A 20946-nucleotide genomic window follows, 5' to 3' on the forward strand; every position below is an offset into this window, starting at 1 on the left:
GAATAATTGCCCTAAGGCATCAAATATTTTGAAGGCAACGTATGTGGTCTGAATACTCTCTGGACGTCATTGACGCAGTGGCTCGCCACGGCAGTTTCAGCGGTGCTGCTCAGGAGCTGCATCGCGTGCCATCAGCGGTCAGCTACACCGTGCGTCAACTCGAACAGTGGCTCGCTGTGCCATTGTTTGTGCGCCGACACCGTGATGTCGAACTGACCCCTGCCGGGCGGGTTTTTGTCAAAGAAGCCCGCGACGTGATAAAAAAAATGCTTGGCACCCGACGCCTATGCCAGCAAGTGGCCAATGGCTGGAGCGGTCAATTGCGGGTGGGCGTGGACTCGATCGTGAAACATCCGCGCTGCCAGCAAATGGTGCTCGATTTCTATCGGCACTTTTCAGATGTGGAACTGATCGTGCATTACGAGGTGTACAACGGCGTGTGGGATGCGCTGGTCGACGGGCGCACTGACATCGTTATTGGCGCCACGCGCGCAGTGCCGGTAGCCGGCAGTTTTGCGTTCCGCGACATGGGCTCTCTGCACTGGCTGTGCGTGGCGAGCCCATCACATCCATTGACCTCAATCGAAGGCACGCTCAACGACGAACAACTGCGCCCCTATCCCTCGCTGTGCATGGACGACACTTCGCGAAACCTGCCCAAACGCGACACCTGGACCCTGGATAACCAGCGACGAATGATGGTGCCCGATTGGACTGCGGGGCTGGCTTGCCTGAGCGACGGGCTGTGCGTTGGGATGGTGCCGGCGCATTTGGCGCAACCTTTGATTGAACTAGGCCACCTGATTGCCTTGCAGTTGCAGCGCCCCTTCCCGGCTAGCCCTTCGTGCATTGCATGGGCTCAAAATAATCACTCACCAGCCATGGGCTGGCTGCTGGAGTATCTAGGCGATACTCCGACGCTGAACCAAGAGTGGCTCAACGAAAGCGACGCCCAGTCTTAATTGTCAAAGAGGATTGGATACAACGACACCACCAGCAAAAGCGCCATCGACACATTGAACGCCAGCAGCCACTTGGGTTTGCTCAACACGCTGCGCAAGGCGCTACCACAGCCCGCCCACACACAGACGCTGGGTAAATTGATGATGGCAAAGCCCAAGGAGATGATGAACACATTGGCGATGTATCCCTGTGACGGGGTATAGGTGGTGATCGCTCCAACGGCCATGACCCAAGCCTTGGGATTGACCCATTGAAAAGCCGCCGCCCCCCAAAAGCCCAAAGGCTTGCCATGAGATGAGTCGGATGCAGACATCGGCCCTGAAGTCGCGACCTTCCAAGCCAGATACAGTAAGTACGCAGCCCCGACATAGCGCAAAACCGTGTAGGCCACGGGCACAGCTTTAAACAGCCCGCCCAGCCCCAAGCCGACGGCCAGCACCAAAAACATAAAGCCAAAGCTGATGCCTAGCGCATGAGGAATGGTTCGGCGAAACCCAAAGTTAACCCCAGAGGCCAACAACATAGTGTTGTTAGGGCCCGGCGTGATTGATGACACAAACGCGAAGAGCGCAAAGGCAGACAGTAGTTCGAGGGAGAACGGCATGGTGGCATCCGGCAATCTGAAGAGTCTATCTACCCTATCGGATTACCAAGCTGGAATTGCACTACAGCTGAGCGTAATTTCGACCACACACATTAAAGAGAGGTTTGAGATTGGTTTGCGTTTTGACTACATGGTTTTCACGCCACTTTCACATCAACAGGCCTAGATTGGATCCACTCCTTTAGTGAATCCCATTTGGCCTGCTCCCCCCAGCAGGCCTTTTTTTGTCTGCTATTTAGGGGCTTTAGTCCTCCAGCGCTTTGGGGGCCTTGGAAAGTTTTGTAGGTTTGGCAGCCTTGTTCGAGGCGCTGGCTTTGTCGGGTGTGGCCACATCAGCCTGTGCCTGAGTTTCTTTTTCACTGGCTGGCAAAGCATCTATGGTGGTGAAAAGCTTTTTAAGGTCGGCGTCGCCTTCATCCTCAAGCTTTTTCTCGCCATCCTTACCAATCAAAATCACTTTGGCCTTATCAATGATCATGCCCGGCTTGAGCCCTCGAATCAGCGACATCGTGGACTGCGGTTCGAGGTCTTTGCCATCACGTTTACCGGAAATACCAACAATCGTGTAGAGCACCATATTGCGCTCATTAAACCCCTGTCGGTTGGCCGGGTCTTCGAGTGCCTGCTTGAGCGTGACCAGGGTGGGATCAACCTCTGTACGAGCAACGATGATCAATGGGCGAAACTTCCCGCGATCCTGTTCAAGTGGGCTTGGAACTTCAACAGCCTGCGCCGCACTCGTCATCAGTACACTGGCGAGGATCAATAAACGGATAAACATCCAGATCTCCTTTTATTATCGGACCGGGTCCGCGAACGTACCGTCAAGGGCTTGAAACACTTGACGCTGAGCCTCTTGGACAAAGCGTAGGCCAAGGGTTCCATCACGCAACCGGGCCCTCGGACTTTGCCCGCCACGTTTATTTTTTGCAACTGCATCCAAATCGCTCGCTCAGGGGTAGTACCTGTAACAGCCACTTCGCTGTTAAGCGTGTTACTTCCCTTTGGAGAGAATTGCATGAACGCAAAACGCTTGCTCAGCCAAACCTTACTGACTATGGCCGCCGCGATGTGTGTGGCAGCTCCGAGCGCCTACGCGCAGTCCCAACTGCCAGAAAACATCCGCGTACCCGAAGGCCACAAGGTGGCGATGAAGGCCGTGGGTGTCGGCGAAATAACCTACGAATGCAAAGAAAAAGCCAATGAGCCCAGCCAAATGGAGTGGACATTTGTAGGCCCGAAAGCCCAGTTGAATGACACAAATGGTAAACAAATCGGGACCTATTTTGGCCCTCCTGCCACATGGCAGGCGCTGGATGGATCTAAAGTCACTGGCACCCAGCTCGCGGTTGCTCCGGCAGGTGCTGGAAACCTGCCGTATCAACTGGTCAAAGCCAACCCAGCCGAAGGCAAAGGCACTATGAGCGGCGTGACTTATATCCAGCGTGTCGCACTTAAAGGCGGTGTCGCGCCGAGCAGCGAGTGTTCAGCCACCAATAAGGGGCAGCAACAAGTGGTCAAGTATCAGGCGGACTACATCTTCTGGGCCGACCGCTAAACCCGTAAAGCCTTATGCACGTAGGAATGCCTCCCCATGACGATTGAAAACAGTGACGTTACCTGAGCCCTTTTTTGACTACGAAGCCTGCCTGCTCGCCTGCGCCCGCGGCGAGCGACAGGCGCTAGTGGCTTTGTATGCAAAAGAAAGCGCACGGTTGCTGGGCGTAGCGAAACGTATCGCCCGCGACAACGCTCTGGCTGAGGACATCGTGCATGACGCTTTTATCAAAATCTGGACCCGCGCTGCCAGCTTCGACCCTGAGCGCGGGTCCGCACGTGGATGGATTTTCACCGTAACCCGGCATTTAGCCTTGAACTTCGTTCGTAATAACCGCCACGCGCTTCAAGTCAGTGAGGACAGCGAGATGCTGTTGCACCCTTTAGCATCACTGGATGGCCAAGCTGCGCCGCAGGATGACCTGCAATGGCAACCCGGTACCGAGCGTATTCACGGCTGCCTTGAACAGCTTGAGCCTGCTCGACGCAGTTGCATCGTGCATGCCTATGTCGACGGCTATACCCACGCCGAAATCGCCGAAAAACTGGCTACCCCTTTGGGCACAGTCAAAGCCTGGATAAAACGTAGTTTGAGCGCCTTGCGCGAGTGTATGGGATGACTTTCAAGCCTGACCAAAACGACCCGAACGCGCTCGACGCGCTAGCAGGTGAATACGTGCTGGGCACTCTGAACGCTGAGCAGCGGCAAGCTGTTGAGCAGCGCATGGCACAGGACCCTATGCTGCAAGCCGCGGTCGATCGCTGGGAGGCACGTCTGGTGCCGCTTAACGATCTGGTGCCGCCACACCCTCCTTCGGCCCGGCTGTGGCCGCGTATCGAACGCAGCCTGAATGCCGCGACCTCTCCCGATAAAGCCAAAGAACAACATGGCTGGTGGAACCTGTTGCCGCTCTGGCGCGGTCTGTCAGCAGCAGGCTTGGCTGCGACAGTAGTGCTGGGCACGGTATTGCTTAGCGCCTCACCTAAGGTTTCGCCGCCGGCTTACGTTGTGGTGTTGGTAGCGCCGCAGAACCAGGCGCCAGGGTGGGTGATTCAGGCCAGCAATCGTCAGAACATTCAGCTTATTCCGCTTGGCGTTGCTCACGTCCCATCCGATAAGGCGCTGGAGTTCTGGACCAAGGCAGAAGGCTGGGATGGCCCGGTTTCTCTGGGGCTGGTCAAGCCCGGGCAAACCTTATCGGTACCGCTGGATAGCCTTCCGCCGCTTGAGCCCAATCAACTCTTTGAGCTGACCCTTGAAGGCCCCAACGGTTCGCCAATAGGCAAACCTACCGGGCCGATTCAATTTATCGGCCGCGCCGTCAAAGTGATTTGACCCCTGCCCGGCTTTTGGTCCGGTAATGACGTACCACCGCCAGCACCAGCGTCAGGGCAATCACGCACAACACAATCGGCAGCCGGTACGGCTTGAGGTCGCCCAACACGCCTTCCAGAAACTCGCCGGCCCAATACCCGCCGCTGGCAAATAAGGTTGCCCACGTCACTGCGCCCAACAGATTGATACAGGTGAATTTCAAAGGCGAAACCTTGCACGCACCAATCACCATTGGCCCGACCAGACGCATACCATACAAAAAACGTACGGAAAAAATCGACACTGTCGGATGTTGATTAACCAACTGTGTCACCCGATCGATGGTGGCTTGCTGCTTGTGCAAGCGCGGCATTATGCGCGCCCCAAAGTAGCGACCAGCCCAGAACAGCAACTGATCCCCCAGCATCCCGGCCAAACTGGCATAACCAATGACGGGTAACAGCTTGAGGACATGCTGGTGTGCCGCCATGCCGCCTAAAATCAGAATGGTTTCACCCTCTAGCAAGCAGCCAATGAATATGGCCAAGTAACCATAGGTTGCCAGCAAGTAGTTGAAGTCGATGTGTTCAAACATGTGCGCTCTGTCGCTCCCAGCAATCGAAAAGTCTTACGGCATCCTGCGGGGGCTTACTGCCGCGCACTAGAGCACGTACCCACATCGTCCACGCTCAATGCGTGTGACGATGATGAATATCCGGAAAATGCGGATGGTTATGCCGAATCGGCAAATGCTGATGCGTATGACTGTGCGCAACGCCAGCGGTTTCATCCCCGACGTGCTCATGCTGATGATGCTCGTCATGCGTATGACGATGGGTGTGCTCTAGCGGCTGATGTTGATGAGTGTGGTCATGCGATTCGGTCAAGTGAAGCCATACGCCCACTAGCATGAACGCTGCGGCCAGCCAAAACAGCCACGAAACCGATTCTCCCAACACCAGAATAGAGATGGCCGCCCCCAAGAAAGGTGCAGTAGAAAAGTAGGCTCCGGTGCGAGCAGCCCCCAAGCCTCGCAGTGCCAACACAAACAGCACCAGACTGACGCCGTACCCCAAAAAGCCAATCAACAACGTAGGGGTCAACACCTGAACAGGCACCCACTGCGCCCCTAGCATCAACGCAATCGTGCAATTCACAAGCCCGGCAAACAGGCCTTTGGCGCCTGCGATATACAACGCATCAGAAGCCGATACTTTGCGCGTCAGGTTGTTGTCCACCGCCCAACAAAAGCAGGCAAACGCCACAGCAAGCGGTCCGAGTAGGGATTGCGAAACGCCTGACGATTGACCCGACGGCCATGACAGCACAATCCCGCCCGCGATAATCGCCAACATGCCCAGTACAATCCTGCGGTCTGCGTTTTCCTTAAACACCACCCAGGCCAAGAGCGCCGTCAGCACAGGTTCAAGGTTCAACATCAACGACGCCGTGGCACCGCTGGTCTGGGTCAAGCCAAACATCAGCGCAACCGGCCCTAATATCCCGCCAAACACAATCGCCCCAACCAGCCACGGCCATTCACTGACACTCAGCCCCGAGCGCTTCCAGCCACGGTCGCGGATACAACGTGCCAGCAACAAGCCTACGCCGCTGCCCAAATACAACAACCCGGCCAGCAACACTGGAGGGACTTCTGTCCCCAATACTTTGGCCAGCGGCGTGCTGGCACCGAACAGTGCCGCCGCTGCCAAGGCATAAATCACGCTTGTATTCATCTCGCCCACTTCTGCATCAGCCCTTCCAGCAGCCTAGCTTACTCACACGGATCTGAACGCTGGGTGACATCTGCCAGCTTTTAAAGTCGCACATAGAAAGGCTGGCGGTAGAGCACAGCAGCGCCCTGAAATAAATCAGCGGAAAAGCGTGCAAATCCACGTAGCCGAGCTTCACTTATTGGTAATGAAATGAACAACCAGCGCCAACGACAGCCTGTCGCTAACTGCCCGATCCCTCAAGAGAGGACGCATCGGAGTGTGATCCAAGGGCTATAACTACCCGACAGATTACACCCCTATGCGTGTCACTCACTCGCATGCAATTCGTCGGGACAGCCCGACCATGTTTAAGAGCCAGCGGTGATATGGAAACGTCCTTATGACAAACAGAGTCAACTTGGATTCACAGATGAGGACGCCGCAGTTTCAATGACTGCCATTAATCTTGAGGGTTATTATCGGTCAAGGTTTTGTTCAGCAAATCCCGAATAGCGCTATCAGGCTCGCCCAATACTTGCGTGTTGAAAGAGCGACCGTCTGAAGTACGCGTTGCCAAAAGCCCCCACGCCTTTGTTTTATCCGGACTGAAAACAACGATGAATTGATTGTCGGCACAATCATGTGGCTTACACATTTGCCCCAACGTATAGGTTTCCCCGCCGAGAACCACTTCCTCCACAGGACTTGAAGTACCTTGCCCACTACGAACCCAGTCAGGAAAGGTAAACATTGCCTGGTAGGCTTCTTTATAGGGTTCTTTACTCGCAATATCGAACAGATATTGATCCGCCAATGCGTCAGATAACATAAATGCCGTTGAGGCGCCGATCAACGTTAACGCCATGAAAGCCTTCATCCACCCACTCCTTTTAATCCCACCAAGCATAAACATCGTGCTTTAAGGTTTAGTTCTCTTCGACCATCCGACGATTATGTAAAAGCATCCCAAGGCCCAGACAGTAGGACTTTCTGTACCGATGCCTACAGTAAGAAGTATCGCCCCTGCGACGAAGACAGGCTGTTTAAGCGCGTTATCCACCCCGTAGCCCCTTTAAGAATCAATCCCATCAAGTTACAAGGGCAGCCTTGACAGCGTCAAGAACGAACTGTGCTTTGCGTCTTGGACCACTCTCTGCGGCGGTCAATCCAGTAACTGATAGCTGAAGGTATGGCACTGATTAAACTTGCACTGGACGCCCACGGATACAAAATTGATAAGCCCTACCGCGATGACATAGAGACTCAGCACCAGCGCAATTGTGCTGAGCACTCGGTACTGCGCAAGAGGCTTCAGCTTAGACGGTGTATTGGCACCCCAAACAATCAACTGGAGAGCAAAGGCGATGATCAGACAAACCGCAATAATCACCGACCACACAGGCATATGCAGCCCCAGCACTGCACTCCCGACATACTCATGGCCTGGGCGAGGATAGATATCAAGCAAGGTTTGGCGCACTGATACGATCAGTAAAAACACTGAAAAAAACAGACTGATGCCCGTATTGGCGAAAGAGAATCCATGCCTAAACTGCTGGATTATTCCAAAACAGACGCCGAGCATTGCGGCACGCTGAAGCAGGCACAATGGGCACGGCAACTCTCCACCCACATACTGCAAGGTCATAGCCGTGGTTAATATCCCTGCAATAACCGCCATCATACCGAGCAGGTAGACATAGAGTAACGGCGGCGCAGCTTCAGCCCAGAAAGCTGCGGCCTTATTGAAGTAGTTTTTCATTTCGAATTGCGCTCCATCGCAGACTTACTAAACACGAGCTCAGGCACATGTGTGAGCCGGGTAATCATCAACGGTATGGTTCACCTGGATCCAGGGCATTCGATACCCATAGTCCGGGCTGTCGATTTCCCAAAGAAACTCTTTCACCGCCAATGCAAAAAAACAAATACCAACAACAAGGCGACTTTTCTATTGCCATACCAGCCAACACCAAGTGCCAGCGCAAGCAGAGCAAAAACGAAAAACATCATAAATAAGTCAACTCCCTTTGACCGCCCATTCAAGCCAATGGGCATTATTTCTGATAAAGGCTCGTGCTATGCATCCAAAAGCTCAAATCCAGTGAGTGCTCACCCAGGCGGCTCTCGAAAAATCAGGTTAGCCCAGCACACTTCAAAATCAAGTGATCAACGCCCCAGACGCACTGAATGTAATGGGACAAAAAGCTATTTCTCCCTCATTGAGCCTTTTAAGATGAGCGCGCCCTCCCGCCAAAAGTGTTGACGCTTATTTCGCCAAATCTTCTGGCTTAACCAACTTCAGGTACTGCAGACATCCGCGCTGCATGTCTTTGGAGAACTTATCGGCAACCGCCATTTTTTTCTCCTCCGTGCTTTCTATCGGATAGGTTTCGGCGTAACCGACAAGCCACACCCTGACCTTCTTTTGAGTCTCGGATGGAGGGTAAACATTGTCATAGGGATAGGACAGTGGCGTGCCTTTCTGCCTGCTCAGCATGGTCAAGGCAGCATCAGTACCACCTAACTTACAGTACTCCCACTCAGCAGTGCTGTACTCAACAGTGTCCCCGTTCATCCACCAGGACCATGCGTTAGAGCACGCAAGCAGACAGGCGCCTGCCAAAGCGATGGATATTATCTTGCTCGTCATCGTGTGATCCCTCACGGTAAAAAAGGCCGATGCTAACACTCCTCTGTACATCCAGCACGCACGAGACATACCCTGTTCGCTTGGAATGAAAGACTCATAAAGTCTCTGCCCATCAACCTACTCAACCAGCAATTGTGCCGCGAAGATGCGCTTATGGGTCTGGCACTGCGGAAATTTTGACAATGCCAAAGAAACTAGCTGCTCAGTCAGCCCAAGCAACTGCTGCTGATATAGAACGGTCCATTCTGACCCTTAACAAAATGGCAGAACGGCTATGGGGAGATGGTAGAGAGGCGGAGGCTAAAGCCCTGCTAGATGCCCTGGACGCATTAAACAGAGCATTGGACAGGATCCGAATTAGCGAAAGTCGCAGGGTTACCACTCTTCACTGAAGACAACTGTTTCTCTAACCGTGAACGAGACTTTAGCCCCTAATTCTTGGGGCTTTGCTTCACAGTGACGGTGTTCGTGCCGATAGAGCTGAGCACTATTTTTCTACAGCATGCAGATATCGCGAGCCGGGATTGTTGCTTATGGAAACACAACCACTCTGCTAAGGTGACGTCCACTCAAAACAGCGGAAATGATCAGAATGGACTCTTGGAAGACTCTCGCTATCGCTGTCATGGTGTTGAATAGCGCCACGGCCCTAGCCGCAGAAAACAACAATCCGTTCCAAGCCGCGCTCATGATTACCACCATAGTTCCCGCTGTCATCATCTCCGGAGTCACCGCGGCCACCTCGAGTATTCCCGACCTTTTCAAGTCAGCCAAGGGCGACGCCCTGGCGTTCGTTGGTTCGAATGGCGAAATACGTGGCGCAGAATTTGAGCAGGCTTCTCGCTACTACAGAGCGACCTACAGTCAACCCCTTATGTCCGACCAGCAACTCGCGTTAGCGATAGCAACTTCTTTCTGATCAAGGTCGAAGTGCCTTTGCTTATGCAGCATGCATCCTCACTGACGAGCATTGGGAACACTTTAATAGACGCATTAAAAAAGGATTTTATGCATGCCATTTTCACTGGAAGAAAGAACCGCTTTGCTCGCCGTCAAAGGTGTAGGACCTACCGTCATAACTCGACTTGAACAGATGGGTATCGAGTCACTGGATGAGCTTCGAAAATCAGATGTGGGCGACATCTTGGCACAAGCCAGCGCGGCACTGGGTTCAACATGTTGGAAAAACAGCCCTCAAGCTCGAGCGGCCATCACTGCTGCTATCGAGCTTGCACGGGGAAAGCAATCCTTGCGGTAAAGGCGCCTGGAGGCGCAGAGCAATTATTTAACCTAGGGCTGAATCACTGAAGGGCATGCAGCTTGGCGTTTACCTTAGTAGGCATGATGCTGGGTCGTCTGACGACAGTAGGCTGTACTGGTGAAGGCTTATGAATTTGCCTGCCTTCAGTTCTACATCGCGAAGCGTTCCCTCAAGTTGAAATCCAAATTTTCTGAGAAGTGCACAACTGGATTCGTTGTCAGGCTCAACATCTGCGTGAATGCGATGGAGCCCCATATCCTGGAAGCCGTACCGAAGGATCGAAGGCAGGGCTTCCGTTAGCAGACCTTTGCGCCAGTGTTCAGGCATCAGCCAATAACCGATTTCTGCCTTGCGGTGTTGATTGCACCAATCATTCAAACCACACGCGCCGATCATCAAATCGTTTTCATGCAGAGCAATTGCCCACCAGATGCCTTGCCCCTGAGAAACTATGTGCTCAAACCACGTCATCTGCTCATCTGTAGCAGCAAGGCTGCCATATGAAACCCCGTAGTAAGCCACTACACGAGGATCCGACAGTCCCGCATAAACTGCTCCAACATCCCCCGGCCGAATTTTTCTCAGTTTGACTCTCTCTAGAGAGAACTCCGGAAATTTTTCAGACATTTTTTACGCTCTCATTTTCCTAATCCGACGCCATGCCGGTCACCCGTAATACTCCATATCAACGCTGGTTTCCAGCACAGCGGCCACTAACGACAAGACAGAATCGAGCAAAGACAACCTGCAAGGGCGGGATCAATTAGGGCACACAACTGTCGAGATGACCGAGAACTCTATCTTTAAGCGGGCAAGTTAAAAATTCACGCCAACAAAGTGAACTGCGCAAAAAAAGTGGGTTTAGCAACGAAGCATGTTAGACGTCGAAGCGTATATCCATGGAGCTCTTGAAATCCTCGACAAGAATGATGAACTCATGAATATGTCACCTGCCATCCTAATGACTAAATCCTTGCACTCTAATTTTGCGCAATTAATAACTGGCGCCAAAACCCCGAGTCATTTCACATGGTACACACAGCTTAAAAAGCCACTAACCGATTCATTTACTACAAGAAGCAATCATTTATCCAGCATTACCTGCAACCCAAGAAAAACACCCAAAACCTCAAAACACCTATAGCCCTCTCCTTAAAAAGTAGAAGCACTACGAGCAGCTTTCAAAATGAGAATTGGTCCCGGCCTTGAACTTTAGCTCTATATAGAGCCTCATCAGCACTTTCAACCAACTGTTTTAGCCCATCAAGCTGAGGGCCAATGGCACTAGCAACTCCAATACTGACACTCACTATCCCCAGCGGACTTGAGTCGTGAGGAATTTTTTCTTCTCTTAGGTTATTTAAAATAATTTGCGCGACAGCTTCAGCCCCCGCCCTATCGGTATTAGGCATTATCACTGCTATTTCTTCTCCGCCATACCGCGCAACCATATCCCCAGGTCGCCGCACACTCTGCTCGATTAACTGACATACCGCCTTCAGGCAATTATCACCCTCAACATGACCCTGAGAGTCGTTGAACAATTTGAAATAGTCAATATCTACCATCAACAACCCCAAAGGGGCCCCATGCCTTTTAGCTCTGCGAGCTTCATTTATTAGAACCTCATCAAAACACCTACGATTAGCAAGCCCTGTTAGCGAATCCCTCATGGCCATGAGTTCGAGCTTCTTATTAGACGACAGCAAATCGCGCTGTGTATTTATCAACCTTTCCTCCGCTTCGGCACGCCTGCGCATGTCGCGGATTAAAAAGCTGCCAATTATGCCGACCAGAACAAGCAGGCCTGAGACCACAACAGCGGATAACGCCGTCTCCACTCGCCATGCCGACAGTGCCTCATCCTTACCCATTGCAACAGTTGCAACTAAAGGAAAGTTTTCGCTTTTGCGGAAAGCATAAATGCGTTCGACACCATCGAGACTTGAAACATAGGAGGTTGTGCCAGATAAACGATCAACTAAATATTTCTTATAAATCGGAGAATTAGAGAAGTCACGCCCCATATCCTGCTCTCGGAACGGATAACGTGCCAGTAACCTGCCATCCGCAAAGGTCAAGCCTATTGCTCCATCCTGCCCAACATCAAGCTGCCCAAATAAGCTTAAGAAATTTTCTATTCTAAGACTTAACACCACAACGCCCAAAAACCTACCCGACTCATCATTGAACCGCCTACTAAGAGTTATAACCCACTCATCATTAGCCCTACTACGAATTGGCGGCCCTATAAAAGCGTCCTGGCTATCCACACCAAGATGATGAGAGAAGTAACTTCGATCTCTAACATTAGTGAGAGAAGATATCTGACTAGCTGTAGACATCAACAATCCACCCTCACGATCGTAGATACTCACACTACTCAGCTGCGGCATCAGTTTTGCCTGGCGCTCTACTAACGCATGCAATCTCCCAAGTTCTGCAGGACCATAACCTTCAGCTTCAAGTCGCTCGACAATCCCAATGAGTAATTGGGAACCTTGTTTAACGATACTGTCTGAGTAAGTAGATATCGCCTGCGCGAGGTTTAAACCATGAATACTCACCTCAGTCAATGCACGATCTCTTGATCCAAAAGCCTTCCAAACAGTCAGTGACGCTAGTGAGCAACAAAAAATCAACAACAGAAGCCGCACAAGCAGAGAGTCCCTTTTCATACCAATACCTTCTTGATTTTTCTTGCTTTGCACGCTGACTATAGAGAGCGAATTCTATTCTGACTAATTCTATTCTTACTAAGGCACAGAAAAACGTGCAGCACTTTCTCAACCATTCATACGTCGCCCATGGTATGCCCCCCATTTTTAACATTCACCAGAAATAGAGATCAGGCCACCATGGCCAATTTCTGTTTGGGAGTGATTCAAACAAGTAATGCCCAAGCCAGTCGTAACGCACCGTGCAGTTATAGCGCTCGACGTGCGGGTTGCCTGCGGTTTCCAGCGCCACTCAATGACCTGATCCAGAGCCCGCACTCCCCGCTCAGCCGGACGCGACAAATCAATTTCCATACTCAGGGCTTCACGGTTGAAGTCATCAATCAGATTGAAAAACCGAAAGCTGCGCCTATCCGCTAGCTGATCGTGCATGAAGTCCATCGACCAGCACTGGTTAGCCGCATCGAGACCGGCCAACGGCTCAGGCTTCTCGCGCACGGGATCAATTAGGGCACACAACTGTCGTCTTGACCGAAAACGATATCCGCAAGCGGATAGGCAAAAAGGTCATGCTAACAAAGTGAATTCCGGAAAAAACAAAGGGCCTGCACGCTGAAAACGTGCAAGCCCTTGATTTGTTTGGTGCCCGAAGCCGGAATCGAACCGGCACGTCCTTTCGAACGGGGGATTTTAAGTCCCATGCGTCTACCAATTTCGCCATTCGGGCGGTAGCGCTGTGAAGCGGGTCATGCAGGACCGGTTTTGACGTGCAAAACAATCAGGAGCCTGCGTGACAGGTGGACGAATATATAGAGCCTGCGTCGATGAGGCAAGTTGCTTAATGGATTTTGAGCGATATTTTTTAATTTCCACTCTCGCTAAAACTATCGATAAATCAGAGAGCTAGGTAACTAGCGGCTAAGTCGCGTCAGAATTCTCTCCGTGTAGTGACAGATAAAAACGCAAAGCCGGACGTTCTGGTCAACCGTGCTCGAAAGACCCCGTTACTTAGACGCAACGGGGACGCCGCTTTCATGGGGTGGTTTGAAAGGCAATGATTTTTCAATGGTCCACTTAATCGTATGCCCCATCAGTCATGTCAATAGTCACCATCATGCCTGCTGAGTTTGTTTTACCGGGCGGCGCTGGATAATGGCGAGCATTGAGTTGCGTCCATTCCGTTTACCGGCGAATAAAAGGTTTCCGTACATGCGTATTGCTGCCATTACCAGTGTCTTACTGCTGCTTTCATCACTCGCAGGGTGCGCCAGTGCCCCCAACCAGCCCACTTTGACGCTGGAAACTGAAAAAACCCCTGAAGCATACGCCGCCTGTTTAGTGCCAAAGCTGCAGGGTAAAGCGTTTGCTCCGAACCTATCCCAGACCAATCGGCACTATAGAATCGTGCTCTCCAGTTCACTGGCCGCCGACAATATTGTTGAAACGTTTAAAGCCAGCACCGGGGCAAAGGTCGTTATCTATCAACGCAGCCTCTTCTCACCTGACTTTGTAAAAACAGCCAAAGAGTGCGTCTGAAGAAAAAAAGGGCCTGCACACCATTCGCGCGCAAGCCCTTCGCCGTTACATTCCGAGCAGGTTTGGTAGGGCCAGTGAAACGTATGGCACGTAGGTCACCAAAATCAAGAATGCCAGCATCACCAGCAGCCACGGGGATACCGCACGTACTACACGAGTGAGCGGCATGCCCGTCACGGCCGAGGTAACGAACAGGTTGAGTCCGGTGGGTGGCGTGATCAGTCCGATTTCCATGTTCACCACCATGATGATGCCTAGGTGGATAGGGTCGATGCCCAGTTGCATCGCGATCGGGAACAGGATCGGCGCCAGGATGAGGATGATCGCGGATGGCTCCATGAAGGTGCCCGCTACCAGCAGCACGATGTTCACCACCAACAGAAACTCAATCGGCGAGAAGCCTTGTTCAACCACCCACGCAGTGATGGACTGCGGGATCTGCTCGGTAGTCAGTACGTGGGCAAAAAGCATGGCGTTGGCGATGATGAACATCAGCACCACGCTTAGCTTTCCTGCTTCGACAATGACCTTCGGACATTCACGAATAGTCATGTCCTTGTAGACGAAGATCGCCACGAAAGCCGCGTATACGGCAGCCACAGCGGCTGCTTCGGTCGGGGTGAACATGCCCGAGTAGATGCCACCGAGAATGATCACGATGAGCATCAGGCCCCAGCCAGCCTTACGGCCTGCGGTCGTGATTTCCTTGAACGAGGCACGCGGCAGCGCAGGCATGTTTTTTATCCGGGCCAAGATGTAAATGGTGATCATCAACACCACACCCAGCAGCAACCCCGGAACCACACCGGCCATAAACAACTTACCCACCGAGGTCTCGGTCGCAGTGGCGTAAACCACCATGACAATCGACGGCGGAATCAGGATGCCTAACGTACCCGCGTTACACACAATGCCAGCTGCAAATTCCTGCTTGTAGCCAGAGCGCACCATGCCAGCGATGACGATCGATCCTACAGCCGCCACTGTGGCTGGCGATGAACCGCTCAACGCCGCGAAGAGCATACAGGCCATGATCGCAGCAATTGCCAGCCCACCTTTGATGTGGCCAACGCAGGCATTGGCGAAGTCGATCAGCCGTCGTGCCACCCCACCGCTGGTCATGAATGCACCCGACAGCAGGAAGAACGGAATGGCCAGCAGCGTGTAGTGCTCACTGGTTTCAAACAGTTTGATTGCCAGCGAACGAACCGAATCGTTACTGAAGAACAGGATGGTCATGGCCCCGGACAACCCCAGGGAAATAGCCACAGGAATGCCGATAAACATCAGCACGAAGAGTGCGACAAACAGGAAGCTGATGGTCATTTGGCGGTCTCCGATGGTTCGTTTTCAGCCAGTTTTACGGCGTCATCCACTTCACTGTGCAAGCCCAGCCCTTGCTGTTTACCTTGCACAACACGAATGAACACTTGCAGAAACCGCAAGAACATCAGGGCAAAACCGATCGGTACGATCATCACGATGTGCCACTGCTGGATACCGAAACGATCTAGGTCTTCAGCGCCTGTACTGACGCTGTACAGCGTGGCGACCCACTGCTCGCTGGAGTACGCCATAAGGGCGCAATAACCAAGACAGATCACCAGCGCGAGTATGGCCACACGTCGCTGGTTGGCGGGGTTGAACTGGCGAACCAGCAAATCGATACCAATGTGTGCACCAATCCGCACGCCCCAAGCCAAACCTACAAAAATCAGCCAGCCGAACATGGCCTTGGTCAGCGCCACGCTCCAGGTCATCTCTTGTGCAATAAAGAGAATACCGTCGCCGATGCTGTGCATGGCCGCGTTGGCAAAAGGCAGCGAGTCCCCCAAAGAATAGAAAATGCCATACAGGTTGTTGAACACGACATACGCGAACGTGACCAGCGTCATCCCTGCAAGCAGGAACGCCACCAGCATTTCTTCCATACGATTCCAGACACGAAGGACGGCGTGCATGGGTTATCTCCCTTGATAAGCGGTCGCAAAGCGACGAATAAGACCGATGAAGTCAGGACACGGAAGCTGCTTTTTGCAGACCGGCGTGCTCACCACTACCGTTGCTGTTGGTGATCCAATACCGAATCACCAACAGCACTCAGGGTCTTAACTGCTTTGGTTGGCTTGCTCCCCAGCCTTGATCAGGTCGACACCAATGTCCTTCTCAAATTTTTTCCATACCGGGCGCATCGCTTCACGCCACTGCTCGCGCTGCTCAGGCGTCAGGGTGATGATTTCGCTGGTACCCGAGTCGACGATCGTCTGGCGAGAGCTTTGATTCAACGCTTCGGCCTGCTTGTTCACCTCGACGGTGACTTCGGCCATGATCGCATCCAGCGAGCTGCGTACGTCTTCGGGCAGGCTGTTCCAGAACTTGGTATTGGTGATCACCATGTAGTCGATAGCCCCATGATTGGACTCGGTGAAGAATTTCTGCACCTCATTCACCTTCTGACTCTCGTAGTTCGACCACGTGTTCTCGGTGCCATTGACCACACCGGTCTGCAACCCCTGATAGACCTCGGCAAAGCTCATTTTACGCGGCGCGGCGCGCAGGGCCTTGAACTGCTCATCCAGAACGGCAGACGACTGTACCCGGAACTTCAAACCGCGGGCATCCTTGGGTTCGTACAGGGCTTTGTTGGCGGATAACTGCTTCATGCCGTTATGCCAATAACCGAGCCCCGTAATGCCCTTGCTTTCCATGGACTTGAGCAAATCTTGGCCTTGAGGGCTCTGCTGGAAACGGTCCAGCGCATTGATATCGTTGAACAAGAAGGGCAGATCAAATATCTGAATGGGCTTGGCGTAGTGCTCAAACTTGGCCAACGAGGGTGCCAGTAGTTGCACATCGCCCAGCAGTAGCGCTTCCATTTCTTTGCCGTCACCGAACAACGAAGAGTTTGGATAGACCTCAACCTTGACCCGCCCGGGTAGGCGTTCCTCTGCCAGTTTTTTGAACATCAGTGCGCCCTGCCCCTTGGGCGTGTGTTCAGCAACGACGTGGGCAAATTTAATACTGATAGGATCTGCAGCGCTCGCCAGACCGGCGAATAGAGGCAGGGCGCAAACCAAAGCCTTGAGGGTGTGTTTGAACATAAGTATGTACCTCTTGTTTTTATAGTTAGGTAGTACTGCGGGATACCTATTTCTCGTTGAATTACAAATCCTGTTGTCTTTCGACTCAGGCAGACACCGTGCCTGCCCGACGCAAGACGCGCCGGGCATGCTCGATCACTGGGGCATCGACCATCTGGCCGTCGACCACAAACACTCCGCCCCCAGAGGCAACCGCGGCCAAGACCCGCTGCGCCCACTCCAACTCTTCAGGACGGGGTATAAAGACCGCGTGAATCAGCGCGACCTGACTCGGGTGGATACACAGCAGTCCGCCAAAACCCATGTCTCGAGCGTCGGCGGCCATGCGGGTCATGCCATCAGGGTTTTTGATGTCAGGGAATACGCTGTCCAGCGGCGGCGCCAGCCGGGCCACTGTGCTGTGCAGCAAGAGGGCGTATCGGGCCTGATCAAGCATGCGCTGCGACGCGGCAGTGCCGCTGATCAAGCCTAAATCTAGGGCCAGATCCAGAGCACCGAAACTCAAGCGTTCGATCCCTTTGGACTGTGCAATGGCAGGCAATTCCAACAAGCCCTTGGCGCTTTCAATGATGGGCCACACCGGCTTGCCGCACGCCGCCGCCAGTTCTACCTGCGCGACGCTTTCTGCTTTGGGTAGCAATACCGCCACCACACCGGGTTGACGGCTGCACAAGGCCAGGTCAGCAACCTGTTGTGCATGCTGTGGCGCATTGATGCGTACCAGCACCTGCACCTTAGGGTTGGCGTCAAGGAAAGCATCCAGATTGTCTCGCGCCTCAACTTTGAGGTGTTCCGCTACGGCGTCCTCAAGGTCGACAATAACAGCGTCGGCGCCACTCTCCAGGGCCTTTGAAATGCGCTCCGGGCGAGTGCCCGGAACAAACAACGCTGAGCGAACGATGGCTTCTTGCATAAGCAGGCTCCTTGCTCAAGATGCGAGGCGCCAGCCTCACACCGTTCCTTGTTGATGAAGGCGCTGGATGTCATCCGCGCCATAACCCAGTTCGACCAACACACTGTCGGTGTGCTCGCCCAAATCTGGCACCGCCTCCATCCGCGGCTCGAACGCTGCGTTGCGTCCCGGCGGCAGTAACGCCGCCAGCTTGCCAACAGGACTGTCCACTTCGCGCCATCGATCACGCGCCTTTAGCTGCGGATGATTCCAAACCCCTGCCATGTTGTTGACATGGGCGTTGGCTATCGACGCCGCGTCGAGCCGTACAATCACCTCCTCGGCACTCATTTGGGCAAAGCTCTCGACGATGATGGTTCGCAAATCGCTGCGATTCTCTGAGCGCCGTGCGTTGGCATTAAAGCGTGAATCGCTCGCCAGTTCAGGCTGCAGCAACACCTTGTCGCAAAACTGCTGCCATTCACGTTCGTTCTGCAAACCCAGCATCACTGTGCCGCCGTCGCCCGCTGGGAAAGGTCCATAAGGGTAAATAGTGGCGTGCGCTGCACCGGCTCTCGGAGGCGGCGGCGCCCCCGCATAGGCGTAGTACATGGGGTAGCTCATCCACTCCACCAGACTTTCCAGCATCGACACATCGATGCGGCTGCCCTCACCCGTCTTGTCTCGCAGCAACAGCGCCGAGAGCACCCCGGTGTAGGCATACATACCTGCCGCAATATCAGCAATGGAACAGCCGGCCTTGGCCATGCCACTTTCGCCTGCCCCTCCGGTCACAGACAGAAAGCCGCCTTCACTCTGGATCAGCAGGTCATAGGCTTTCTTCTGCTCATAAGGCCCGCCTTCTCCATAGCCGGAGATATCGCAAACGATCAACCTCGGGAAACGCTTATGCAGGTCCGCAAAAGACAGCCCCATACGCTGCGCTGCGCCCGGAGCCAGGTTCTGGACCAGCACATCGGCCGTGGCCAGTAGTTTGTCGAGCACCTGATCCGCCTCCTGCTGTTTGACGTTCAGGGTCAGGCTTTCCTTGGAGCGGTTGGTCCATACAAAGTGCGAGGCCAAGCCATTGACCCGTTCGTCATAGTCACGGGCGAAGTCGCCGGAACCGGGGCGTTCGACCTTGATCACACGAGCCCCGAGGTCAGCCAATTGCCGGGTGCAAAACGGTGCCGCAATGGCGTGTTCCAGGCTAACGACGGTGATGCCGTCCAACGGGCGAGGTTTGGTTGTCATGTCGTTCATGATGCGTTCTCTGCACAAGCGGGGCGGCGGGTCAGGACACTCAGGTCGTTCAGGCTGCGCAGGTGCCAAACTTGATCAATAAGCTCGGATGCCTGTTGATCGTTGCGCGCACCGGAAAAGGCCAGCAAACGGCGAAATTTGTCTTCCAGTTCGCCGCGGCTCAGGGTATTGCCCGGGTCGCCTTTGGGCTCGTCAATGCGGCCATGCAAGGTTCGCCCATCTACCGTGACCACCTCCACCCGGCCCAGCCATCGTTGCGGGTAGGCGCCGTCGACTTCCTCGTCGAGCAGCATGCTGACCTTGTCGCGCAAATCACCAACGCGCGAATCAGTCAGTGCGTGCTGGTGAAATTCAGGCAACCCGGCCTTGCCGTAAACGGCGATCAGGCCCAACACCGTGCCCATCGAGAACTTGGCTTGGTGCACGCTGTGCGGAATCTGCACGCGGCCCAAAACATCAATGGCCCCTTGATGCACCCGCGTGGTGACACTGGCAATGTCCTCAAAACCCAGTTTTTCACGCTGCATCAGGTCCAACAGAGCGTCCGCCGCCGGGTGGGTGTGGCGGCACGAAGCGTGAAACTTGAACGAGGTTTCAATCAACGCCCAACGCGTGCCCAAGCCCTCTGATAACTTGCTCGGATTTGCGTCACTGGACATTCCCGCAGCCATGCCCTGCTCGCCTTCGAGAATGTTCTGCGCGCCGCTCAATCCCTCGACAGTCAGATAGGCCGCCAGAAGACCATCGGCCGCCGCCTTGGCGGTGTGCAACTGCTTGGAGTCCGCCGCATCGCGCAAGAACTCCCACAAACCCGCCGCCTGAGTCCCGGCGCTGCCGAGCACATGAGTGAACTGCGACTGGTTAAAGCCCATCAGCTTGCCAACAGCCACTGCCGCCGCCAGCGTGCCGACCGTGGCCGTCGTGTGGAAGATGCGATAGTGCGAGCGGCCAAGGAACTCACCGATTCGAATACCGGCCTCATAACCGGCCACGGCCGCGACGATCAGTTCACGCCCGGATTTGCCCAAGTCTTGGGCGGCAGCCAATACCGCCGGGAACACCACTGTAGCGGGGTGCAGCACGGAGCTGTTATGCAAGTCATCTTGCTCCACCAAATGCGAGCTGGCGCCATTGACCAGTGCGGCGAAATACGCAGAGCTGGTGGTACCGCTGACCAAAATGCCGGCCCGACCGCTGGCGGGGCCCATCAAGGCCGCATAACGCTCGAACAGCGGGATGGGATGCGAGCCTTGGCTGGCCAACGCCGAGCCCAGCCAGTCGAGAAACAGGTCTTCGGTACGACTAATCACGCTCTCGGGCAACTGCTCGTACCGCAGAGTGGCCAAAAAATCAGTAAGCGCTTGAGTGTGCTGACTCATTCAGCGTTCTCCATGAAAGATGATGCCAG

23 protein-coding genes, 1 tRNA gene and 1 pseudogene are annotated in these 20946 nt (G+C 53.8%); 8 read left to right on the forward strand and 17 right to left on the reverse strand.

Annotated features, from left to right (window positions below; all coding sequences use genetic code 11):
- The first annotated feature begins 41 nt into the window (after positions 1-41).
- The gene (punR, locus tag B347_RS0107040) at positions 42-962 is read left to right on the forward strand and encodes a DNA-binding transcriptional activator PunR (protein WP_019408996.1); all 921 of its coding nucleotides are present in this window, start codon (positions 42-44) and stop codon (positions 960-962) included.
- Here the strand turns inward: punR and B347_RS0107045 are convergent.
- Positions 959-1567, reverse strand: coding sequence for a LysE family translocator (locus B347_RS0107045; protein ID WP_019408997.1), 609 nt, complete (start codon positions 1565-1567; stop codon positions 959-961). The genes punR and B347_RS0107045 overlap by 4 nt on opposite strands.
- Positions 1568-1811: 244 nt before the next feature.
- The gene (locus B347_RS0107055; protein ID WP_019408999.1) at positions 1812-2348 is read right to left on the reverse strand and encodes a DUF4174 domain-containing protein; all 537 of its coding nucleotides are present in this window, start codon (positions 2346-2348) and stop codon (positions 1812-1814) included.
- Positions 2349-2585: 237 nt separating this feature from the next.
- Here B347_RS0107055 and B347_RS0107060 point away from each other — a divergent pair, with 237 nt between their 5' ends.
- From B347_RS0107060 to B347_RS0107070, 3 genes are read left to right on the forward strand one after another with little or no spacing between them, the layout of a single operon-like run.
- A complete protein-coding gene (locus B347_RS0107060; RefSeq protein ID WP_019409000.1) occupies positions 2586-3125 on the forward strand; it encodes a DUF3455 domain-containing protein in 540 nt (179 codons plus the stop codon).
- A 52-nt stretch (positions 3126-3177) separates the two neighbouring features.
- Positions 3178-3744, forward strand: a complete 567-nt coding sequence (locus B347_RS0107065; protein ID WP_019409001.1) for a sigma-70 family RNA polymerase sigma factor — start codon at positions 3178-3180, stop codon at positions 3742-3744.
- Complete coding sequence (locus tag B347_RS0107070) at positions 3741-4460, forward strand: anti-sigma factor (protein WP_019409002.1); 720 nt, start codon at positions 3741-3743, stop codon at positions 4458-4460. Before B347_RS0107065 ends, B347_RS0107070 begins: the two co-directional genes overlap by 4 nt.
- Here B347_RS0107070 and B347_RS0107075 read toward each other — a convergent pair.
- The 5 genes from B347_RS0107075 to B347_RS0107100 form a co-directional block, all read right to left on the reverse strand.
- Positions 4447-5034, reverse strand: coding sequence for a DedA family protein (locus B347_RS0107075; RefSeq protein WP_019409003.1), 588 nt, complete (start codon positions 5032-5034; stop codon positions 4447-4449). The genes B347_RS0107070 and B347_RS0107075 overlap by 14 nt on opposite strands.
- Positions 5035-5128: 94 nt before the next feature.
- Positions 5129-6175 (reverse strand): DMT family transporter, encoded by a 1047-nt coding sequence (locus B347_RS0107080; RefSeq protein ID WP_019409004.1) that lies wholly within the window; start codon positions 6173-6175, stop codon positions 5129-5131.
- Positions 6176-6614: 439 nt separating this feature from the next.
- A complete protein-coding gene (locus tag B347_RS0107085) occupies positions 6615-7031 on the reverse strand; it encodes an Ivy family c-type lysozyme inhibitor (RefSeq protein ID WP_019409005.1) in 417 nt (138 codons plus the stop codon).
- A gap of 285 nt (positions 7032-7316) precedes the next feature.
- On the reverse strand, positions 7317-7916 hold the full coding sequence (locus tag B347_RS0107090) for a disulfide bond formation protein B (protein WP_019409006.1): 600 nt from the start codon (positions 7914-7916) through the stop codon (positions 7317-7319).
- A 507-nt stretch (positions 7917-8423) separates the two neighbouring features.
- Positions 8424-8807: a hypothetical protein gene (locus B347_RS0107100; protein WP_019409008.1), complete on the reverse strand. Its 384-nt coding sequence runs from the start codon at positions 8805-8807 to the stop codon at positions 8424-8426.
- 182 nt (positions 8808-8989) lie between these two features.
- Between B347_RS0107100 and B347_RS26865 the strand changes: the two genes are divergently transcribed.
- The 3 genes from B347_RS26865 (at position 8990) to B347_RS0107115 (ending at position 10065) form a co-directional block, all read left to right on the forward strand.
- Positions 8990-9199: a hypothetical protein gene (locus tag B347_RS26865; protein ID WP_019409009.1), complete on the forward strand. Its 210-nt coding sequence runs from the start codon at positions 8990-8992 to the stop codon at positions 9197-9199.
- 200 nt (positions 9200-9399) lie between these two features.
- The gene (locus B347_RS0107110) at positions 9400-9726 is read left to right on the forward strand and encodes a DUF2388 domain-containing protein (protein WP_019409010.1); all 327 of its coding nucleotides are present in this window, start codon (positions 9400-9402) and stop codon (positions 9724-9726) included.
- Between the two features lie 93 nt (positions 9727-9819).
- On the forward strand, positions 9820-10065 hold the full coding sequence (locus B347_RS0107115; protein WP_019409011.1) for a Pathogenicity locus: 246 nt from the start codon (positions 9820-9822) through the stop codon (positions 10063-10065).
- A 69-nt stretch (positions 10066-10134) separates the two neighbouring features.
- Here the strand turns inward: B347_RS0107115 and B347_RS0107120 are convergent, their stop codons facing one another.
- The 4 genes and pseudogenes from B347_RS0107120 to B347_RS0107135 form a co-directional block, all read right to left on the reverse strand.
- Complete coding sequence (locus tag B347_RS0107120) at positions 10135-10695, reverse strand: GNAT family N-acetyltransferase (protein ID WP_019409012.1); 561 nt, start codon at positions 10693-10695, stop codon at positions 10135-10137.
- Between the two features lie 554 nt (positions 10696-11249).
- Positions 11250-12746 carry a sensor domain-containing diguanylate cyclase gene (locus tag B347_RS0107125; protein ID WP_019409013.1) on the reverse strand — a complete coding sequence of 499 codons (1497 nt, stop codon included), beginning with the start codon at positions 12744-12746 and terminating at the stop codon, positions 11250-11252.
- A 178-nt stretch (positions 12747-12924) separates the two neighbouring features.
- Positions 12925-13286 (reverse strand): annotated as a pseudogene (locus B347_RS25425) (DDE-type integrase/transposase/recombinase); the annotation flags it as partial.
- A 100-nt stretch (positions 13287-13386) separates the two neighbouring features.
- Positions 13387-13473: transfer RNA gene (locus B347_RS0107135), tRNA-Leu, on the reverse strand.
- A 482-nt stretch (positions 13474-13955) separates the two neighbouring features.
- Between B347_RS0107135 and B347_RS0107140 the strand changes: the two genes are divergently transcribed.
- On the forward strand, positions 13956-14282 hold the full coding sequence (locus B347_RS0107140; RefSeq protein WP_019409014.1) for a hypothetical protein: 327 nt from the start codon (positions 13956-13958) through the stop codon (positions 14280-14282).
- Between the two features lie 45 nt (positions 14283-14327).
- On the opposite strand, the gene dctM is transcribed toward B347_RS0107140, so the two are convergent.
- The 6 genes from dctM to B347_RS0107170 all read right to left on the reverse strand — a co-directional run bounded on the left by dctM (position 14328) and on the right by B347_RS0107170 (position 20917).
- On the reverse strand, positions 14328-15608 hold the full coding sequence (gene dctM, locus B347_RS0107145) for a C4-dicarboxylate TRAP transporter large permease protein DctM (protein ID WP_019409015.1): 1281 nt from the start codon (positions 15606-15608) through the stop codon (positions 14328-14330).
- The gene (locus B347_RS0107150) at positions 15605-16243 is read right to left on the reverse strand and encodes a TRAP transporter small permease (protein WP_026014038.1); all 639 of its coding nucleotides are present in this window, start codon (positions 16241-16243) and stop codon (positions 15605-15607) included. The genes dctM and B347_RS0107150 overlap by 4 nt, the downstream gene beginning before the upstream one ends.
- A gap of 147 nt (positions 16244-16390) precedes the next feature.
- A complete protein-coding gene (locus B347_RS0107155) occupies positions 16391-17383 on the reverse strand; it encodes a TRAP transporter substrate-binding protein (RefSeq protein WP_019409017.1) in 993 nt (330 codons plus the stop codon).
- A gap of 85 nt (positions 17384-17468) precedes the next feature.
- Positions 17469-18296: an HpcH/HpaI aldolase/citrate lyase family protein gene (locus B347_RS0107160; protein WP_019409018.1), complete on the reverse strand. Its 828-nt coding sequence runs from the start codon at positions 18294-18296 to the stop codon at positions 17469-17471.
- Between the two features lie 36 nt (positions 18297-18332).
- Positions 18333-19538 (reverse strand): CaiB/BaiF CoA transferase family protein, encoded by a 1206-nt coding sequence (locus B347_RS0107165; RefSeq protein ID WP_019409019.1) that lies wholly within the window; start codon positions 19536-19538, stop codon positions 18333-18335.
- Positions 19535-20917 carry an MmgE/PrpD family protein gene (locus B347_RS0107170; protein ID WP_019409020.1) on the reverse strand — a complete coding sequence of 461 codons (1383 nt, stop codon included), beginning with the start codon at positions 20915-20917 and terminating at the stop codon, positions 19535-19537. The genes B347_RS0107165 and B347_RS0107170 overlap by 4 nt, the downstream gene beginning before the upstream one ends.
- Positions 20918-20946 lie beyond the last annotated feature (29 nt).

This window comes from Pseudomonas psychrophila HA-4, assembly GCF_000282975.1.
GTDB classification, from domain to species: Bacteria; Pseudomonadota; Gammaproteobacteria; order Pseudomonadales; family Pseudomonadaceae; genus Aquipseudomonas; species Aquipseudomonas psychrophila_A.

Bases quoted from the DNA above. Each gene is read 5' to 3' on its own strand.
- punR (WP_019408996.1), top strand. From the start codon at position 42: ATGTGGTCTGAATACTCTCTGGACGTCATTGACGCAGTGGCTCGCCAC.
- B347_RS0107045 (WP_019408997.1), bottom strand. From the start codon at position 1,567: ATGCCGTTCTCCCTCGAACTACTGTCTGCCTTTGCGCTCTTCGCGTTT.
- B347_RS0107055 (WP_019408999.1), bottom strand. From the start codon at position 2,348: ATGTTTATCCGTTTATTGATCCTCGCCAGTGTACTGATGACGAGTGCG.
- B347_RS0107060 (WP_019409000.1), top strand. From the start codon at position 2,586: ATGAACGCAAAACGCTTGCTCAGCCAAACCTTACTGACTATGGCCGCC.
- B347_RS0107070 (WP_019409002.1), top strand. From the start codon at position 3,741: ATGACTTTCAAGCCTGACCAAAACGACCCGAACGCGCTCGACGCGCTA.
- B347_RS0107075 (WP_019409003.1), bottom strand. From the start codon at position 5,034: ATGTTTGAACACATCGACTTCAACTACTTGCTGGCAACCTATGGTTAC.
- B347_RS0107080 (WP_019409004.1), bottom strand. From the start codon at position 6,175: ATGAATACAAGCGTGATTTATGCCTTGGCAGCGGCGGCACTGTTCGGT.
- B347_RS0107085 (WP_019409005.1), bottom strand. From the start codon at position 7,031: ATGAAGGCTTTCATGGCGTTAACGTTGATCGGCGCCTCAACGGCATTT.
- B347_RS0107090 (WP_019409006.1), bottom strand. From the start codon at position 7,916: ATGAAAAACTACTTCAATAAGGCCGCAGCTTTCTGGGCTGAAGCTGCG.
- B347_RS0107100 (WP_019409008.1), bottom strand. From the start codon at position 8,807: ATGACGAGCAAGATAATATCCATCGCTTTGGCAGGCGCCTGTCTGCTT.
- B347_RS26865 (WP_019409009.1), top strand. From the start codon at position 8,990: ATGCCAAAGAAACTAGCTGCTCAGTCAGCCCAAGCAACTGCTGCTGAT.
- B347_RS0107110 (WP_019409010.1), top strand. From the start codon at position 9,400: ATGGACTCTTGGAAGACTCTCGCTATCGCTGTCATGGTGTTGAATAGC.
- B347_RS0107115 (WP_019409011.1), top strand. From the start codon at position 9,820: ATGCCATTTTCACTGGAAGAAAGAACCGCTTTGCTCGCCGTCAAAGGT.
- B347_RS0107120 (WP_019409012.1), bottom strand. From the start codon at position 10,695: ATGTCTGAAAAATTTCCGGAGTTCTCTCTAGAGAGAGTCAAACTGAGA.
- B347_RS0107125 (WP_019409013.1), bottom strand. From the start codon at position 12,746: ATGAAAAGGGACTCTCTGCTTGTGCGGCTTCTGTTGTTGATTTTTTGT.
- B347_RS0107140 (WP_019409014.1), top strand. From the start codon at position 13,956: ATGCGTATTGCTGCCATTACCAGTGTCTTACTGCTGCTTTCATCACTC.
- dctM (WP_019409015.1), bottom strand. From the start codon at position 15,608: ATGACCATCAGCTTCCTGTTTGTCGCACTCTTCGTGCTGATGTTTATC.
- B347_RS0107150 (WP_026014038.1), bottom strand. From the start codon at position 16,243: ATGCACGCCGTCCTTCGTGTCTGGAATCGTATGGAAGAAATGCTGGTG.
- B347_RS0107155 (WP_019409017.1), bottom strand. From the start codon at position 17,383: ATGTTCAAACACACCCTCAAGGCTTTGGTTTGCGCCCTGCCTCTATTC.
- B347_RS0107160 (WP_019409018.1), bottom strand. From the start codon at position 18,296: ATGCAAGAAGCCATCGTTCGCTCAGCGTTGTTTGTTCCGGGCACTCGC.
- B347_RS0107165 (WP_019409019.1), bottom strand. From the start codon at position 19,538: ATGAACGACATGACAACCAAACCTCGCCCGTTGGACGGCATCACCGTC.
- B347_RS0107170 (WP_019409020.1), bottom strand. From the start codon at position 20,917: ATGAGTCAGCACACTCAAGCGCTTACTGATTTTTTGGCCACTCTGCGG.